The following is a 16641-nucleotide window of genomic DNA, read 5'->3' as shown; positions in this document are numbered from 1 at the left end:
AAAACACCTTTCAATATCACTCTTTTTCTATACCGAATGGCTCTTATTAAGCGTTCAGTTAACCATCTCGGTTTATTCTTGCGACATATTCCGTGTTGTAAGCGGATTTTACTTTTCCATTTTTATCAACTGTTATGAAAAATTTTGTTTTGACATTAGCGCTGACGCTTTGGGCCTCTTTTGGCTTATATGCCCAAAAGCGTTTGGCGACTCAGGGCCTGACCTTGCAGTTTGACTCCAAGGCACAGATAACATCCATAAAAGGGCTTTCCGAATTGATGCCCGCCAATATGAAGGCGCATCTTATCCGCATAAAGCAAGGTTCGGACACGCTTACGGCTACTAGTGTCCGTTGGAAGGGAAACAGTTGCCGTTTTGATTTCGGGCAGGGAATTAAGCTGACAGTTCAGAGCGCGAAAAAGAAAGGTTATCTTCGTTTTGACTTGGCCAAGGTTGAGGGCGAAAGCAAGATAGACGCCGTGTTGTGGGGCCCGTTCCCGACAACCGTTTCCGAGACTGTAGGCGAATATGTGGGCGTGATCCGCGACGCGAAACAGGCTTTCGGTATCCAGAGCCTTAACGCCAAAACTACAGGCGGTAAGCTCAAGAACCTGGACGGAACGGATCCGTCACGCGGAACTACGGCCACCAAAGAATCGTTTGGCGCAAGTCTTCAGGCTTTTTGCCTAAACAGAAATAAGGAAAGGCAGATGACGATTTGGAACGGCGTGGTGCCCCGGGCGCATGTAAAGGCCAATCCGGAAGAGAAGATACAGGGAAGCGCCATTGCGCTGTTCGCCACGGAGACGCCCAAGGTTCTTGATGTTTTGGAAAGAATAGAGTTGGCCGAGGGGCTTCCGCACACCACCATCAACGGCGTTTGGTCCAAACGCAGTCCGGAAGCCAATAAGCCTTATCTGATCACGAGCTTTACCGAAGCCAACATCGACCAGTACTTGGACTATTGCGAAAAACTGGGTTATAATACGCTTTACCACGGTCACCCGTTCAAGACTTGGGGACATTTCGAACTCCTTCCCAACCAATTCCCCAACGGTTGGGACGGAATGAAGGCTTGCGTTGAGAAAGCTAAGGCTAGGGGAATCCGTATTGGCGTCCATACGCTGACCAACTTTATCACCACCAACGACGCGTTTATCACTCCCAAACCGCATCCGGGGCTGATGATGTTCTGCGTTACCAAACTCAGCCGTGACCTTAAAGCCGATGACCGTGAGATTTATATCGAAAATCCAGAAGATTATAGCCGTAAGAACAGCCTGCAGGCCTTGCGGATCGGCGATGAGATAATCCAATTTGCTGGCGTGTCGGAAGAGGCTCCTTATAAGTTGTTGCGTTGTAAGCGGGGCGTTTTCGGGACCAAGGCTTCGGCCCATACCAAAGGCGCTACGGTAGGCCGTTTGGTGGACCATCCTTATAAAGTGTTCTTCCCCGATTTCGAAATGCAAAAAGAGATGGTTTCCAACCTCGCCCGCTTTCTTAACCATACCGGCGTAGGTCAGATCGACTATGACGGCCACGAAGGAGGTTGGGGTACCGGCGAAGGAGAATCCGGAATGGATTATTTCAGCGAGCAACTGACCAAAGAGGTTCGCCATGAATTGAGGAACGGATCGTCGCGGTCGAACCACTACTATTGGCACTCAAGTAGCTACCTGAACTGGGGAGAGCCATGGTACGGAGGCTTTACCAAAAGCCAAGGGCATTATCGCTATAAGAATCAGGCTTTGCTGAAAAGAAACTACACGCCGAATATGCTGGGCTGGTTTCTGCTGACGCCAAATACCACTCTGGAGGAATTCGAATATATGCTGGCCCGTTCGGCGGGTTACGACGCCGGTTACGCCCTGTACAGCCAACACAAAAACTTTGTGGGAAATCCGGAGCTTGACGCCATCGCCGAGGCCGTTCGTATCTGGGAAGAGGCCAGACTTGGGGGCGTATTCAGCGAGGAACAAAAAGCCTTGCTTCAGGACGTAAACAGGGAATTCAGACTGAAAAAGACAGGAGACCAAAGTTACGTTTTGACCCATTTCGACAAAACGGAATTCGAACTGCCAAACCTGATGGTTCAGCCTGGTCAGCCGAATGACGTGTCGGCGACGGTGGATTCGAAGACTAAACAGCCCCTTTATTTGACATTGGGCGCTGTAGGGAAAAGCGGTTCCATCAAAAAAATCATCTTGGATTTCAACGGCTACGAGACCTTGGAAATCGAAGCGGATTTGCCTCCAAACGGCGCGGTGATTTACCGTGGCGGTGACGAGTTTATTATCTATGACGGAAAAGGCCGCTTAAAGAAAAAAATAAAAGCTGATACCAAAGGCTTGGTCCTGGACAGCGGAGCCAATACGCTAAGACTAAGCGCAGAGTTCGAATCCGGAGCGGACCTGACGCTTAAAGGCTATGTAAGAACTCCGGGCAAAACGGAGACATTGAAAAGCAAAAGACCTCAGTAAAAGAGCGTTTTACAAATAAAAAACACCGCCGTTAAGCAAATCTGTTTTCGGCGGTGTTTTTTGTTATAATATTCGTCTCAATGGTCCAGATTATTATTGACATCAATGCATCCCAAAAAACTAATTTCAGGCCTTTATTTTTCTCCCATTTGGGGCTGTTGAAGTTTTAACCTGTTGTATTATAGGGTTTTGTATTGTCTTCGAGCAGTCTCTTTACGCTTTACTATTTACTTTATACTACTTAACAGCTTTAACCCAAGCGTCCGCCATAAGCTTGGCGCCGGCCATTGAAGGGTGCACGCCGTCGGGCAACCAATACGCCTCCGGCGCCGAATCCAAGGCTTTGTTAAAGACCTCCTGATACGGCACCCAGACAGTGCCGAACTCTTCGGAAAGCGATTTCGCAGCCTTTTGGTATACTTTGAAAGGCTCTATCCAAGATTCGTCCACCGCACGGGTATTGGGCAGAATAAACGGTTCGCAAAGCACGAGCTTAATGTTCGGAAGCGCTTTTACGGTTCGCTGGAGCAGGGCCCGGTAATCGTTTTGGTACACCTCCGCCGAAGCGTCGTATTTGCCCGCCCGTTTGTGCCAATAATCATTTACCCCGATCAAAATACTGAGCACATTGGGCTTGAGCGAAAGACAATCCTTATCCCATCGGTCATTGAGCTGATACACTTTGTTTCCGCTTATGCCACGGTTATATACCTTGAGTTTTTTGTCGGCGTGCTCGCAAAGCAGGTCCACTCCAGCGTACTGGGCGTAGCCGTGGCCCAAAGCCGGTTGGTGGTTTGGTTGGTCAATATTCCTCTGCCGTCCGGCGTCCGTGATGGAGTCGCCTTGGAATAAAATCACGTCTCCGTTACCGAAAGACGGCGCTTTGGCCTCGGGGCTGGAACAAGAAGAAAAAGTTCCCGAAAGCAACGCCACGGCGCCAGATCCGGCGATAGACTTTTTTAGAAAATCTCTACGGTTACCCATGTTTATCCATTCATTTTAGTGAAAAAATCAGAGTCGGTTTTTGGTCTTAGGTATCAGGTATTAAGTACTGCGTGTTGTGTTACCTAAGACCTGATACCAAATACCCCTAAAATACCAATACACAATTTTACTCCCCGCCAGCCAAGCTTACCAATTCGCCGAGGCTGTCGGTGTCGAGATCACCGATCCACTTTTCGCCTTGGGTTACGGCCATATCGGCCAGCTCTTTTTTGGATTTGATCATCTCGTCGATCTTTTCCTCGAAAGTGCCTTCGCAAATCAGGCGGTGTACCAGCACGTTGTTCTTTTGCCCGATACGGTAGGCCCGGTCGGTGGCTTGCGCTTCGACGGCCGGGTTCCACCAAAGGTCGTAGTGGATCACGTGCGAGGCGGCGGTGAGGTTGAGGCCCGTACCGCCGGCCTTGATGGAGAGTACGAAGACTTTCCGCATCGGGTCGTTTTGGAAACGTTCGACCATCTCATCGCGCTTGTTGCGGGACGTTCCGCCGTGAAGGAACAAGGCCGGATGTCCGTAACGCTCCAAAGTCCAGTTGGCGATCATTTCGCCCATTTCCTTGTATTGGGTGAAGATCAAAACCTTTTCGCCGGTCTCGTGGCATTGGTCCAGTACTTCGAAAAGGATTTTGGTCTTACCGCTTAGTTCCGGTTTTTCGGCCCCTTTCTTTAGGAACTGCGCCGGGTGGTTGCAGACCTGTTTGAGGACCGTAAGCATTTTGAGAACCATTCCCTTGCGCTGGATTCCCTCTTCCGCCTCGTCGATGGCTTTCAGGTTACGGTCGATTACGTTTTGGTAAACGCCGGCCTGTTCCTTAGTGAGGTTACAGTAACGGTCTTGCTCGGTCTTGTCGGGCAAATCGGAGATAATCGATTTGTCGGACTTGAGCCTGCGCAGGATAAACGGCGCCGTGACTTTGCGGAATGTGTCGAGGGCCGTTTGGTTGCGGTCGTTTTGGATAGGCTTGGCCACCTTGTCGGTAAAGCGTTTCAATGGCCCGAGATAGCCTTTGTTGACGAAATCCATTACGCTCCAATATTCGGAAAGGCGGTTTTCGACCGGCGTGCCGCTCAGCGCTATTTTCACTTCGGCCTTGAGGGCTTTTACCGCTTTGGTCTGTTCGGTGCTGACGTTTTTGATATTTTGCGCCTCGTCGATGATCAGCGCGAACCATTTTACTTTCCTAAACAGTTTCGATTCGCTGCGGACCATGCCGTAGGTAGTGATCAGAACGTCGAACTCTTCGGGAATTTCCCGTTTGGTTCCGTGATAAACCGAAGCCCTAAGCCCTGGAGCGAAACGCTCGATTTCCTTGCGCCAGTTGGTAAGCAAAGAAGTCGGAACCACGACAAGGGCTTTTTGGGGATCAAGCAGGCCGTCTTCCTTGAACTTGGCCAAGGCGGCGATGGTCTGCAAGGTTTTGCCGAGTCCCATATCGTCGGCCAGAAGGGAGCCTAGGCCTAGGCGGGAGTTTTTGTAAAGCCATGCGTAGCCGCGCTGTTGGTAGTGGCGCAGTGTTGCCTTTAATCCTGCCGGCGGTTCTATTTCGTAGTCTTTGGTGAACTCTTCTATAATATCGCGAACCTCCGGGCTAAGGTGCGCCAAAGTACCGTCGTAGCGTTCGGAAAGGGCGGCTTGCAGTATGTCGTTTTCGTTTACTTTCGGCGGATTGTCGAGCTTGCGCAAAAGTTTGTCGATTTCGGAAGGGTCGAGGCGGACGTAGGAGTCGCGGAACTTGACCAGCCCCCTGCGCTTGCTGACCAGCTTGCGGAATTCCTCTTCGCCCACCAATTCGTTGCCGAGGGCTATGCGCCATTCGAAGTCCAGCATATTGGCCAGGCTGAGGTAGGCTTTGCCGGTCTCGTTGGTGTTTTTGGTGACGTTCATTGAGAGTTGCGGCGCCAAGACTTTGCGCAACGATCGCGGCATAGTGATCCGTATCCCCAGCATTCCGATTACGGGAAGGGCGTGGAAGAGAATGGACTCGAATTTCCCCAAACCGAACTCGACGGACTGTTGTCCATGGCGGATTACGGCGTTGAGTTCGGGCAGGTATTCGGCCAGAAGCCTAAGGTCTTTGAGCAGTTCGAATTTTTCCTTGCCCTTGGAATGTTTCTCTAAAAAAGCCTGTAACGCTACGTTTTTGTCGCCGTCGGTCACTTCGACGGTTAGGGAAAAGGTCTCGTTTTTATTTTCCGTAATAACCAGCGCGGGGGCGTGGCGTTTTTCGGTTAGGTACAGTTTGCGGAGCCACATATGCACGGTGTCGGGCACAGCGGCCTCCAGTGTGTTGCGGAATGTGGCAGGCTGTCCGTCGAAGAACATGCCGAAGACTTTTTTGTCGGTATGAGTGTCGCTGTAAGTCTGTAGGCTCAAGGCGTTTTCGCTTATCAACGGCTCCACGAAGAGGTCGCAGAGAGTGTTGAGGCGTTCCGCCGGTTTGAGGAAAGATATGTTTCCTCTACTGGTTTGGACCGCCACAATGTTTTCCGGCAAGGCTTGGGCTATGCTGTCGAAAGCTTTTTTTACGGCGGGGTCGGAAGTGGCCGGGACCCATTGTATTCTGTAGGCCTCGCCCCTTGCCGCGACCAATCGCGGTGTTAAAGCTTTGTTTTGGGCCAATTTGAGGAAGAAAACAATAACGGCTTTTAGCGCTTTGGCGTCGGGGTGGTGCGTGGCTAAAGTCGGATCGTTAAACAGTTCGCCGAGGAAGTTGTCAAGGTCTTCGGAACGGGCCATTAGCCTTTCCTGTTTGTCTTCGGTTTCGGAAAGCAAAGCCTTGAATTCCCAATCCGGACCCGTGACCAAGGTAAGGCCTTCGGTAGTTTTTAAAGCTTGGGCGTATTTTCCTTCCGGTCGTTCCTTCCGTTCCCAAGCCTTTGAGGTTTTCACCAGTTTGGCGTAAGATTTCTTTAATATGGCCCTGAAATCTTTGGAATAGAACAGCGGTTTCTCACTGAGTAGCCTCAGCGTATTTTCTCCGATATCGGTAATGGCCGAGAGGTCGGGACGCAGGTTGGCGTCGGGGCCGGGCTCGGGATTGTCGCCTTGCGTTATGCAGTCTTCCAAGGTGGTGGCCCGGTGACGGTCCTCTTGGTCGAGTTCAAAACCCGCTTTGTTGAGCTCTTGGGTGACGTCCAGCCCTTTGAGTTTGAGGATAAGGAACGGGTTGCGGTCAATTTCCTCCGAAAGTTTGTAAATGACGGCGGCCAAGTGTTTGCAAGGCACGGCGTAATCTGGGCAGGAGCAACGCATGCCGAGGCTTCGCCAGCTGTCGGGAAACAGCGATATGCCTTGGCTTCTGGCCAAGCTGGTAAACTCCGAGGGGAGTTGTTGGCTAAGCAATTGCGTAAGGACCAGATCGTCGGAGATGACGCTTTCTATGAGTTGGGCCTTTTCGTAGGCCTTTAGTTGGGGTATCTCGATTTTTATTTTGTAGGAACTTCTGAAAGAGCCTCTCACCGAAGCGCTGACGAGGTTGTCTTTGATTTCGAGTTTGTCAACGGCGCCTTTGTTGGCGTATGTTCTTCCGCGCGGCAGGCGGTTGCTTAGGTCTATCTTCGTGAGCGCATTGAGCCATTGCTGGCCCCACCAGGTATTTCCGTAGGTTTTTGCCATTATATTTTGTACAAAGTAATTGAGTAGCGTAAAGGGATTGCGGGCATTTTGGATGTTGATATGTGAGTTGGTACGCTACGCTTTTGTCTTTATTTGACGAATATCGGCTAAGTTACTTTTTCGGGGGCTATGATCAAATCGTGAATGAGTATGACGTTGTCATTTTTTGACAAATAGAGAGAACTTGTCCGTATGTTTGTCGTTTTTAAATGTATATTTGTCGTACAACAAACCGATACGGTTATGGGAGTCCTAAAACATGAATCGCAGGAATACACACGGGGAAGCAAGGCGCTGAAAGTCTTTATAAGGAAGTTTCCCCGGGGAAAATCTTTAAAGGCCAAGGATATCAGCTACACCTCTGTGCTGAAAGACAAGCTATTGGTGGCCAGAGCAGTAAAAGAAGGGGTCACCAACGCCCTTTTTGAGGAGATAAAAGGCAATTCGCCGTTTACGGAAGCGCAGTGGGCGTCTTTTCTAGACGTTAATATCCGCACGTTGCAACGCTATAAAGGTGACGCTTCCCATATTTACAAGCCCTTGCAAAGCGAACGTATTTTTGAACTGGCCGAGGTGATTAGCCGTGGAAACGCCGTGTTCGATGCTTCGGAGCATTTAGACCTTTGGTTGAATTCGCCCTGTTTGGCTTTGGGCGGCGAGAAACCGATAGAATTGTTGGACAGCTCCTATGGCAAAGACCTGATTTTGGCCGAGTTGAACCGTATTGAGTACGGAATTTTTGTTTGATATGAGGGTATTTCGCTTAAGCCGGGAACGGTACAAAGACGAGCTTTCGGGCTACGGCGCGTCACTGAACGGACAACGTTGGAACTCAAAAGGCACGGAAGTGGTGTATACCGCCCAGACCAGGGCTTTGGCCAACAGTGAGGTGGCGGTGCATTTGGCTTTGGGAATTTTGCCCAAGGACTATTTTATGGTGGAGATCGATATACCGGACTCTTTGCGGGTTCTGCATTTGCCTGTTGAGGAATTGCCCACCGGTTGGGATTCTTTGCCTGCGCAACCCGCCAGCCAAGTGGTGGGCGATAGGTTGGTAAGCGAGAACGTTTATCCGGTGCTCCGGGTGCCAAGCGTAGTGGTTCGTGGCGAGTTTAATTTTATCCTGAATCCCAGACATGCGGATTTTGGGGAGATAAAGATTGTGGAGACGGAGCCTTTTCCTTTTGATCCGAGGTATTTTGGGCGATGACGTTCCTTAATGCGCGACTTCGTTTTTTGTTGGTGTATACCGTCTAGTTGACATTTTTTTCAGGGGAAGAACGGCTTTGGCGTGTTTTGGTATATGACTGTTGGCCGGGCGTTCCGCGGTCGGTTTGCTTATTATTTTTTATAGGGTTAGACTTTTAAAAGAGGTCCGTTGCGAGGCATAAGGGAAAATTTTATCGCACGTAAGTGCCTAGACTCACTTTTTGCTAAAAAAACGGAGATATCTTGTTCAAATCATAAATTGACTTGATTTCCGTTGCCGGTGATTCGAATTCTTACAAAGTCTACGCTCAATCACGTAGAGATATGATCTCCATTAGCTCCCGAGGCGTGGATTCACGTTTACTTTGCGCCCAATTTCTAAGAGATCATACAATAGTAGCCATTAGGTTCGTTGGTTAGAGGGGTTTATAAAAAATTGATAATGGGATACTTGTCACCTAGTGAGATTGGAGCGGCGTTTATCAAGTCCGCCAAACAAAAATTAAAATGCAGTTCGTTCGAGTTGTTTTTGCTTGCGATTATGGGCGGTGCCTTTGTGGCTTTGGGAGGCCTTCTTTCCATTGTGGTGGGAGGCGGAATGCCTGAGGTAGCGGCCAATAACCCCGGATTGCAGAAATTCATTTTCGGATCGGTTTTTCCAGTGGGGCTGATTATGGTGATCCTATCCGGCGCGGATTTGTTTACCAGCGACTGCGCCATCATGACGGTCACAACGCTGAGCAAAGAGTCTAAATGGGCGCAATTGTGTCGAGTATGGACCGTATCGTATATCGGTAACTTTGTGGGGGCGATATTGGTGGCATTTCTGTTCGCTTACAAATCCGGAGTGATTACGCAAGAACCATTTGCGCAGACGGCCATTGATATTGCGGTTGGCAAGACTTCGAATCCATTTATAAAGACCTTTGTCAAAGGAATTGGCGCTAACTGGTTAGTTTGTACGGCGGTTTGGATGGCTTATTCGGCGAAAGACAACTTCGGTAGGATAATCGGAATCTGGTTGCCGGTAATGACATTCGTTACTTTCGGCTTTGAGCACAGCATAGCGAACATGTTCTTTATCCCGACAGCCGTGTATTTGGGTGCGGACATCTCTTGGGGAACATTTATAACGGCAAACCTTATCCCGGCCACTTTGGGCAATATTGTGGGTGGAGCTCTCTTTGTGGGCGGGTATAACTGGTTCCTGTTTGTAAGAGGCAAAGAAGCGAAACAGGGAGGAAACACTAACCAATCACTGATAAGCGATAGGATTTAAAATTATCGTCTGTAAAAAATAAAAAAGGCTCCTGATTATCGGAATATGATTTCCGGTTATCAGGAGCCTTTTTCTGTTCTAGATGTTTTTACAAGCGAGGTAATCCCTTGGTCTCAGACTTATCCGTTACGGCTTTGATGCTGATGGCATAGCCACCGCCCGGAGCGCAGAATTGCTTGAGCTTTGAGCGGTTGCTTACCACATATTTTTTGATCTGGTAAGCTTTAGGGTTGTCCTTGTAATGAGCATCTTTAGCGTCGCTGTATACAGTGGCGATATACTTTTTGCCTTTGGTAAGGAAGTCGAATTTGATAGATGAATAACGGGCTTCCTCGTCATTTGTACGACCTACAAACCAGTCCTCTTTACCTTTCGCTTTTCTGGCGTAAGTGACGTAATCTCCTGGCTCGGCCTCCAGCACCTTCGTATCGTCCCAGTCAAGGGCTACGTCTTTGATAAACTGGAAAGCGTCCATATGCTTCTCGTACGTTTCCGGCAGGTCGGCGGCCATCTGCAACGGGCTGTACATGGTTACATAAAGCGCCAATTGTCTTGCCAGCGTAGTGTTGACATTATGGTGCCTATCCGGATTTATCTTTGAAACGTCCGGCTCAAAGATGCCCGGCGTGTAGTCCATCGGTCCGCCGATGAGGCGTGTAAACGGAAGAACGGTGGTGTGGTCTGGTCTTGTGCCTACGAAGGCCTCGTACTCCGTTCCGCGCGCAGATTCGTTGCCGATCATGTTCGGGTAGGTTCTGCAAAGTCCCGTCGGTCTTACGGCCTCGTGGGCGTTTACCATAATTTCATATTCGGCGGCCTTTTCCACGGCGTAGAGATAGTGGTTTACCATCCATTGTCCGTAGTGCGTCTCTCCGCGCGGGATGATGTCGCCTACATAACCGGATTTCACGGAATTATAGCCGTTATCTTTCATGAACTGGTAAGCCTTGTCCATATGGCGCTCGTAGTTGCGTACGGAGCCCGAAGTTTCGTGGTGCATCATCATCTTGACGCCTTTGCTCTTGGCGTAGTCACGAATTTTCGGAAGGTCTAAATCCGGATACGGAGTCATGAAATCGAATACGTAATCTTTCGATTTTCCGAACCAGTCTTCCCAGCCTTCGTTCCAGCCTTCCACCAATACGGCGTCAAAGCCGTGTTCGGCGGCGAAGTCGATGTACTTCATTACGTTTTCGGTGTTGGCGGCGTGTTTAGGGTTTCTTTTGACAGTTTTGTAGTCCGTTACGCCAAGCTGTACCGAGGGAATATCGTTGGTATACGACCAGTCGGTTTTGCCAGTGATCATTTCCCACCAAACTCCGATATACTTTACGGGTTTTATCCAGTCCGTATTTTCGTATGCGCAAGGATCGTTCAGGTTTAGGGTGATATTCGAGGTCAGGATGTCCCCGGCGTCTTTGCTGGCGATAACCGTTCTCCAAGGAGTGGTTCTCGGCGCTTGCATATATCCTTTGTCTCCACGGGCGTCCGGCGTAAGGAACGATTCGAAAACCATAGTCTCGTCGTCCAGATTCAGGTGCATGGCGGGATATTCCACCAAAGCGGCCTCATGTAGGTTAATGTAAAGCCCCGCGTCGGTCTTCAGCATCAGGGAAGTCTGCACGCCGGTTTTTGAGAAAGCCGTTTGCGATACGTTTCCAGTAAAGGCTTTGTCAAAGAGCCCACGGATTTCCGACAGCCTAGATTTGGTATACTCATACTCCTGCGTGTCGAAGTCGCCGGGAATCCAGAAGGCGGTGTGGTCGCCGGTCATGGCGAATTCCGTACGCTCTTCTTTGATTACGAAATAATCGAGATTCTTTTGTTGGGGAAATTCGTAACGGAAGCCCAGCCCGTCGTCGAACAAGCGGAACCGGATAGACATCTTACGGCCCGTTTCGCTTTGGAGCAAGGCGACTTCCATCTCGTTGTAATGGTTACGAATCTCTTTTGTCTCTCCCCAAACGGGTTGCCAAGTCTCGTCGAAAGTGTTGCGTGTCACGCTCACTACTTCGAAGCCTGAAAGCAACGATTCCGTATCTTTCAGCTCTAGGCCAAGCTTACTGGTTTTTATTACGGGTTTTCCGTCAAGGTAAAGATCGTAAGTGGGGGTTCCGTTTTTCTTCAGTTCAAAAGTCAATCGGAAGCTATTGTCGGGTGATTTCAGCTCTTCCGCTTTTCCTGTTACGGCGATAAAAAGCAAGAAGAAAACGCTTAGTATATTCTTCATTGTTCGGGTGTTTTGTTTTACGGAACAAATATAGATTCCGGACAAATCAGAAGATACCGTCAGGGATAAAGAAGTGGATGAGTGTTGTTTGTATTTAATTGATAATCAAATAAATGAATTGTATTTGACGAGTGATTTAAGTGGGCGTGTACAAAGGTTTTAGGATGCCTATGAGTGGCGGATTTTCAATCAATCGTGCCGATTTTCATTACTTCGGCTTCAAAATCTTTTCTGGAAGCCAAAGCTTTCCCTTTTACCTTGGCCCGGTAGTTATAAATAGTGTTAGGCGAGTACCTGAGAAAATCAGCTATCTGCGCGCTTTCGGAAATCCCGATCCTGATCAGCGCAAAGATTCGTAGCTCCGTATTTAGCAGCTCGTCCTTTTTGGGCGTAATGCGTTCTTCGGGTTTAAGCAACGCGTTGAGAGCCTCGACAAAGTCGGGATACAATTCCAGAAAAGCCCTGTCGAAATTTTGGTAAAATTGCTTGAGCTCCCGGTCCACTATTTCTTTCGATTTCAGGGCGTCGACGAGCGTATCCCTCGGAGCGGACTTGGCTTTGCGGTAGAGAGAGGCCCTGTAATTATCGATTTTGGCGATGTAGGCCGAACAAAGGCCCAAGTAATGCGCGATTTGCTCGCCCTGTAATTGGTTTGCGGCAAGGAGCAGATTGTTTACCTCTTCGATATGCCGTTTGTTTTGGCCCAGTTCGTTATTCAGTTCTTTCAGCCTTCCGTTGTTGTCTTTAATCACCTTGTTTGCGTACCGGAGCCTGCCCGTCTGCTTTCTGACCATAATCACGGCCACCAAAAGAAAGGCGACCAGACCGGTGGCGATGATGGAAAAAAACAGCAGATTGCGTTCGCGAATCCTTTGCGCCTCCTGATAAGCGTCGCCGATTAGTGGCAAAATTTCCCACACCTCAAAAGTGCGGAGTTTGGCTTGGCTGTAAACGGCGTCGTCCAGAGCGATTTGGATGTAAGAATAGGCTTTGCGAATATCTCCGTCCATATAAAGCCGAAGCGCAAGCTCTCTAAGCGCGACGTTTTCCTTGATGGCTGACCGGATATCAGCTATGGCGGAAAGGGCGAGATATTTTATCTGCATTTCCCGGTTATCCAACCGCTGGTAAGCTTTGGCTATAGTATAGGAAAAGAAAGCGTATTCTCGGTTATTTAGACTTAGGGAATCCAGATAGGGCAACAGGGTATGAACCACATTGAGGTATCTTTTCTCAACCATTAACTGTTCGGCCTTCTGTAAGGGATGGATATGAGTTTCGGATCTTACGAGCGAATCAAGATAACGGTTTTTAATGACCAAATATTCGTTGCGAACCGCATTCGGATATTGATAATCGGCCAGGTTTCCGTAAAGATTTTTTTGCAGGAGATAATATGCGGAAAGTTGACCTTTGTTTCGGATCAGGGGACGGATTTCCCTCAGAGCGTCAAAAGCCAAAGTATAAGCTCCCATAAGCGTGTACGCTTGCACAAGCTGGAAACGGTCATCGATAATCAAGTCGGGATCGCCTATTTTAGTGGCGATTTTTTCGGAGATCTTTGCGTAATGGTATGCCGAATCGATCTGAAACGGGGCGTAAGCTTTATACAGTTGGTGTAGGAGCGGTCGCCGGCTTTTGTGGTCATGCGTTTGCGCTAGTACTTCTTTGAGGGCGTTGATACGTTGTTCCCGGATTTTTACGTACTCTTGCCTTTTATTTAGTTCTTGGTCGAGTTCCTTGAGATAGTTTTTCGAATTTTGGCAAAATCCGCCAAACGATATTAAGCATAACAAGAAAATCGATGCGTACTTAATTATCTTCCCTCTCATCCGTTCCAATTCTCTTGACTTTCCCGACAAAATAAAAACATGAACCGTCCACATTGTTCCCGACCGAAAACAGTGTGGGCTTTCCCGGCAAAGATAATTTGTGGATTCCGTATTCTATGCGGGATATGTGGGAAATACCCGTTTTAACCAAACGAGTATTTTTACGTACAAAATCATAGCGAGTCTTCACTACATTTGTATTGTCAGGCTGGCGTACTTATGTTGGATTCAGGGAATGGATGCTGACATAAGGGGGCAACGCCAACCGGCGATAAGACATAACCCAAACGGGGTTGTGCGCATAGATTTACGAACAGAAAGCGGAAATGCAACGGTCAATAGGGTACAAAGGGGCAGATACCTGGGCGTTATGTTTCCGTTTTTTTGTGCGAAAAAAACACTGTGCCACCGCTTGGGCTTTACATTTAGGAGTTTTATCCGAATAGTAACCGGAAGCGTGCGCAAATGAGTTTCAGATACCGTGAGAGAAACCCCGCTACAGGCGAAAAGACAAAGGGCGTGTTGCGCCAGGGAGTCAGTGCGGAAAGCGACTTCCAGCGCCAGCAAAGCAACGCCGTTCAGATGATCCAAGGTTCGGCGAATAAAAGCCCCAAAATCATTCAGGCAGGGCATTATCCCGCCCGAATTATTGCGCCCACTTACGGTTATCAGCTAAAGGGGAATGAGCTTCGCCCGATGAAATTGCTTAGGCTTGGTATTGGCCATAAAGTTTTGGCCAGCAGTATCGGGGTAAGAAAAGAAGGGGAAGGAGAGGAGGAAAAGCAGTGGATCCGATGCGTCAGCGATAGCAGTTCCCTTTCTTTTTATGTGAGATCCGATTTTTTGGAGAAAACGGAGACTTCGGGTTCTTTCGGGTCAATGATGGGAAACCTTGAAAAGTATTGGAAAAACATGCGTGGCGTTAGTTCACTTAGGGTAGACGCGGCGATAGACAGTGTACCGCTTTCCAAGCTGCTTTATGGCGATATGATCAAGACTTGGCAACCGTATTATGATTCTCACCGTAGAAAGCTCCCCTCACCTAGTGACGATGATTTGCTGAAAGGATTGATACGACTCGCCAAACAAAGGCCCGAAGAGTCGAAAGTACGGGCGGAGGTTGTAGGGGAAAAGTCAAGAACCTTCGCGATAGGTGAGCTGGACCAGCCGGAGGCCAAAGAGGAATTGAAAAGCAAATTCATGCTCTTTTTGGCTAGGGAAAAAAGAGAAGAGCTAGGCAAACCGAATACCGAAAGGGCCATGGATGAAGGCTTTGGCAAAGCCCAAGCGATGGGCCGGGTTCACGATATGCCTTTTCCGCACCGGATTTATCTTAACGTTTCGGTTCACGCGATGCTTGCCGTTATCAAAAAGCTATTGCCTTATCTGGATAATGACCGATCCGACACCGGGAAGCCGGTATTGTCTTACATAGGTGTCGCTCCATTTTATCATCGGACACAACGTAAGGACAGCGTAATGCTCAAAACGTTTACGCAAGAGGGCTTTGAGCAAATTATCGAATTGGTGAAAAGCATACAGGAGCATAATCCCGAATTTTTCAGGAAAGATACCATCCCGATGGCCGAGCCCGTAGCGCCGGGAATAAGCTGGGCAGAGGATCCGCGTTTTGAGATTCCTTGGGAAATGGACGCCCAAATGACCGGTAGGGTTAGAACCTTTTTGGAACAACTGGAGGAGAAATTGAGGGAAGAAGGAAAGAAAACGCTTTCTTGGAACGCCGTGTTCCATCCGCATTACCGAGAGGATATAGTGCGCAGGGCTGAGCAGGCCCGCAGGGAACTGGATGAAACGGATGACAGCTCTTTGGGGATGGACAAGCGCAACCTTTGGGAGCTGGCCACACAAGCCAAGGCCATGTTCGGGCTAAAATTCCCGAAAGGCGCCGGCGAGTGGTTGGAAAAATATGTGGGGCAGGAGAACGAAGGACGCAAAAAGAAGACTTTCCTTTCGCATAGAGCCCAAGCCTTGGCCGAGGCGCTTAAAGATGATCCTGCTTGCTACGAAGATCTTTTGCGAAGGATGATGGGAGCCTGTACTAAGCGTGATATTGATTTTTTCGAACCGCATATCAATCGCCCTCCTGATATTATTCGCAATGATGATATGCTGGTGATAGAAATGGGTGAGGGAGAGGAAACATCAGTCAGGGAAGTGGAAGGCGAAGCCCGGGCGCTTTCCCGTACCGGGCTGGAACGCGAAAGGGAAGAGCGGATGAGAAGAGAATTCGAATCGCCGATTTCCACCGAGCCTTATAATCCGCCGGCGAGAGAGGGCGCTACTGCGTCGTTCGGGACTACGGACGAAGAGGAACCGTTTTGGATATGAGCTTTTTTGTGAGCTTACCAGTCGGATTCTTCGTAGGAATCATCTAAGCCCTCAGTCCGCACGAAGTTCCCGACAGTATTCCAACGGCCTTCGACATTAAACTCGTCAAAAGACTGACCGCGGGGCCGTGATTTGCTAGGCCCCGTAACGTTTAGGAAGCCGTCGTCCGCATCGGCGACGCTTATTCCGTTAAGTTCATCGTAGTAATTATTGATTTGGAAAGGGCTTGATTTCCCGACTCTTTTATGTCCCAGATAAGAGTTTTTGTTTTTGCGGTTAGCGTTCCAAAGTCTAAAACGTTCACCGAGTCCGATCTTTTCCTCGGTTTCGAAATTGTTTATCGTGGCAGTCAAAGGAGCGGGAACCGCAGGTTTGGCAAAAGGCGCTGGCTCCGAAAAGTGGGCGCTTTCTTCCATCGGTCCCATTGCCGGCGGGTCTCTCCTAATCGTTTTAAGCTCGTTGGCGCTGGAGTTTGACGGTCGTCTTCTTTGTCTTCGTTTAAACAAGTTCCCGAGGTTATTTTCTTCAGAACAAATGAAGCAATGCCAATGTTAGATGATTCTGTTTAGTAAGGAGGTGTTAGACAATATTTCATAAATGTTGATAGCCGTAGTTCGTTAAAGTAATGCTCAATTTTCCGACTA

10 protein-coding genes are annotated in these 16641 nt (G+C 48.9%); 5 read left to right on the top strand and 5 right to left on the bottom strand.

Features of this window, described 5'->3' with window-relative positions; translation table 11 throughout:
• Window positions 1-134 precede the first annotated feature (134 nt).
• Entirely contained in the window at window positions 135-2480 is a 2346-nt protein-coding gene (locus AABK39_RS21515) for a hypothetical protein (protein ID WP_338395303.1), read from the top strand.
• Between the two features lie 237 nt (window positions 2481-2717).
• On the opposite strand, the gene AABK39_RS21510 is transcribed toward AABK39_RS21515, so the two are convergent.
• Entirely contained in the window at window positions 2718-3464 is a 747-nt protein-coding gene (locus AABK39_RS21510; protein ID WP_338395302.1) for an SGNH/GDSL hydrolase family protein, read from the bottom strand.
• Window positions 3465-3591: 127 nt separating this feature from the next.
• The gene (locus tag AABK39_RS21505) at window positions 3592-7098 is read right to left on the bottom strand and encodes a DEAD/DEAH box helicase (protein ID WP_338395301.1); all 3507 of its coding nucleotides are present in this window, start codon (window positions 7096-7098) and stop codon (window positions 3592-3594) included.
• 243 nt (window positions 7099-7341) lie between these two features.
• Between AABK39_RS21505 and parS the strand changes: the two genes are divergently transcribed.
• From parS to AABK39_RS21490, 3 genes are all read left to right on the top strand, one after another.
• Window positions 7342-7845 carry a type II RES/Xre toxin-antitoxin system antitoxin gene (parS, locus tag AABK39_RS21500; protein ID WP_338395300.1) on the top strand — a complete coding sequence of 168 codons (504 nt, stop codon included), beginning with the start codon at window positions 7342-7344 and terminating at the stop codon, window positions 7843-7845.
• 1 nt (window position 7846) lies between these two features.
• The gene (locus AABK39_RS21495; RefSeq protein WP_338395299.1) at window positions 7847-8308 is read left to right on the top strand and encodes an RES family NAD+ phosphorylase; all 462 of its coding nucleotides are present in this window, start codon (window positions 7847-7849) and stop codon (window positions 8306-8308) included.
• 441 nt (window positions 8309-8749) lie between these two features.
• On the top strand, window positions 8750-9586 hold the full coding sequence (locus AABK39_RS21490; protein ID WP_338395298.1) for a formate/nitrite transporter family protein: 837 nt from the start codon (window positions 8750-8752) through the stop codon (window positions 9584-9586).
• Between the two features lie 88 nt (window positions 9587-9674).
• Here AABK39_RS21490 and AABK39_RS21485 read toward each other — a convergent pair whose 3' ends face one another.
• Entirely contained in the window at window positions 9675-11816 is a 2142-nt protein-coding gene (locus tag AABK39_RS21485; RefSeq protein ID WP_338395297.1) for a glycoside hydrolase family 97 protein, read from the bottom strand.
• A 185-nt stretch (window positions 11817-12001) separates the two neighbouring features.
• Window positions 12002-13648 carry a DUF6377 domain-containing protein gene (locus AABK39_RS21480; RefSeq protein ID WP_338395296.1) on the bottom strand — a complete coding sequence of 549 codons (1647 nt, stop codon included), beginning with the start codon at window positions 13646-13648 and terminating at the stop codon, window positions 12002-12004.
• Between the two features lie 465 nt (window positions 13649-14113).
• Here AABK39_RS21480 and AABK39_RS21475 point away from each other — a divergent pair, with 465 nt between their 5' ends.
• Window positions 14114-15997 carry a T3SS effector HopA1 family protein gene (locus tag AABK39_RS21475; RefSeq protein ID WP_338395295.1) on the top strand — a complete coding sequence of 628 codons (1884 nt, stop codon included), beginning with the start codon at window positions 14114-14116 and terminating at the stop codon, window positions 15995-15997.
• A 14-nt stretch (window positions 15998-16011) separates the two neighbouring features.
• Here the strand turns inward: AABK39_RS21475 and AABK39_RS21470 are convergent, their stop codons facing one another.
• A complete protein-coding gene (locus tag AABK39_RS21470) occupies window positions 16012-16503 on the bottom strand; it encodes a hypothetical protein (protein ID WP_338395294.1) in 492 nt (163 codons plus the stop codon).
• Between the last annotated feature and the right edge of the window lie 138 nt (window positions 16504-16641).

Source organism: Fulvitalea axinellae, assembly GCF_036492835.1.
In the GTDB taxonomy this organism is placed as follows: Bacteria; Bacteroidota; Bacteroidia; order Cytophagales; family Cyclobacteriaceae; genus Fulvitalea; species Fulvitalea axinellae.
The sequence above is the reverse complement of the archived record's forward strand: the minus strand, read 5'-3'. Positions and strand labels throughout refer to the sequence as shown.

What these genes read in the sequence shown, in the direction of transcription:
- AABK39_RS21495 (WP_338395299.1), top strand. Translation starts at nt 7,847, where the DNA reads ATGAGGGTATTTCGCTTAAGCCGGGAACGGTACAAAGACGAGCTTTCG.
- AABK39_RS21485 (WP_338395297.1), bottom strand. Translation starts at nt 11,816, where the DNA reads ATGAAGAATATACTAAGCGTTTTCTTCTTGCTTTTTATCGCCGTAACA.
- AABK39_RS21490 (WP_338395298.1), top strand. Translation starts at nt 8,750, where the DNA reads ATGGGATACTTGTCACCTAGTGAGATTGGAGCGGCGTTTATCAAGTCC.
- AABK39_RS21510 (WP_338395302.1), bottom strand. Translation starts at nt 3,464, where the DNA reads ATGGGTAACCGTAGAGATTTTCTAAAAAAGTCTATCGCCGGATCTGGC.
- AABK39_RS21480 (WP_338395296.1), bottom strand. Translation starts at nt 13,648, where the DNA reads ATGAGAGGGAAGATAATTAAGTACGCATCGATTTTCTTGTTATGCTTA.
- AABK39_RS21505 (WP_338395301.1), bottom strand. Translation starts at nt 7,098, where the DNA reads ATGGCAAAAACCTACGGAAATACCTGGTGGGGCCAGCAATGGCTCAAT.
- AABK39_RS21515 (WP_338395303.1), top strand. Translation starts at nt 135, where the DNA reads ATGAAAAATTTTGTTTTGACATTAGCGCTGACGCTTTGGGCCTCTTTT.
- parS (WP_338395300.1), top strand. Translation starts at nt 7,342, where the DNA reads ATGGGAGTCCTAAAACATGAATCGCAGGAATACACACGGGGAAGCAAG.
- AABK39_RS21475 (WP_338395295.1), top strand. Translation starts at nt 14,114, where the DNA reads ATGAGTTTCAGATACCGTGAGAGAAACCCCGCTACAGGCGAAAAGACA.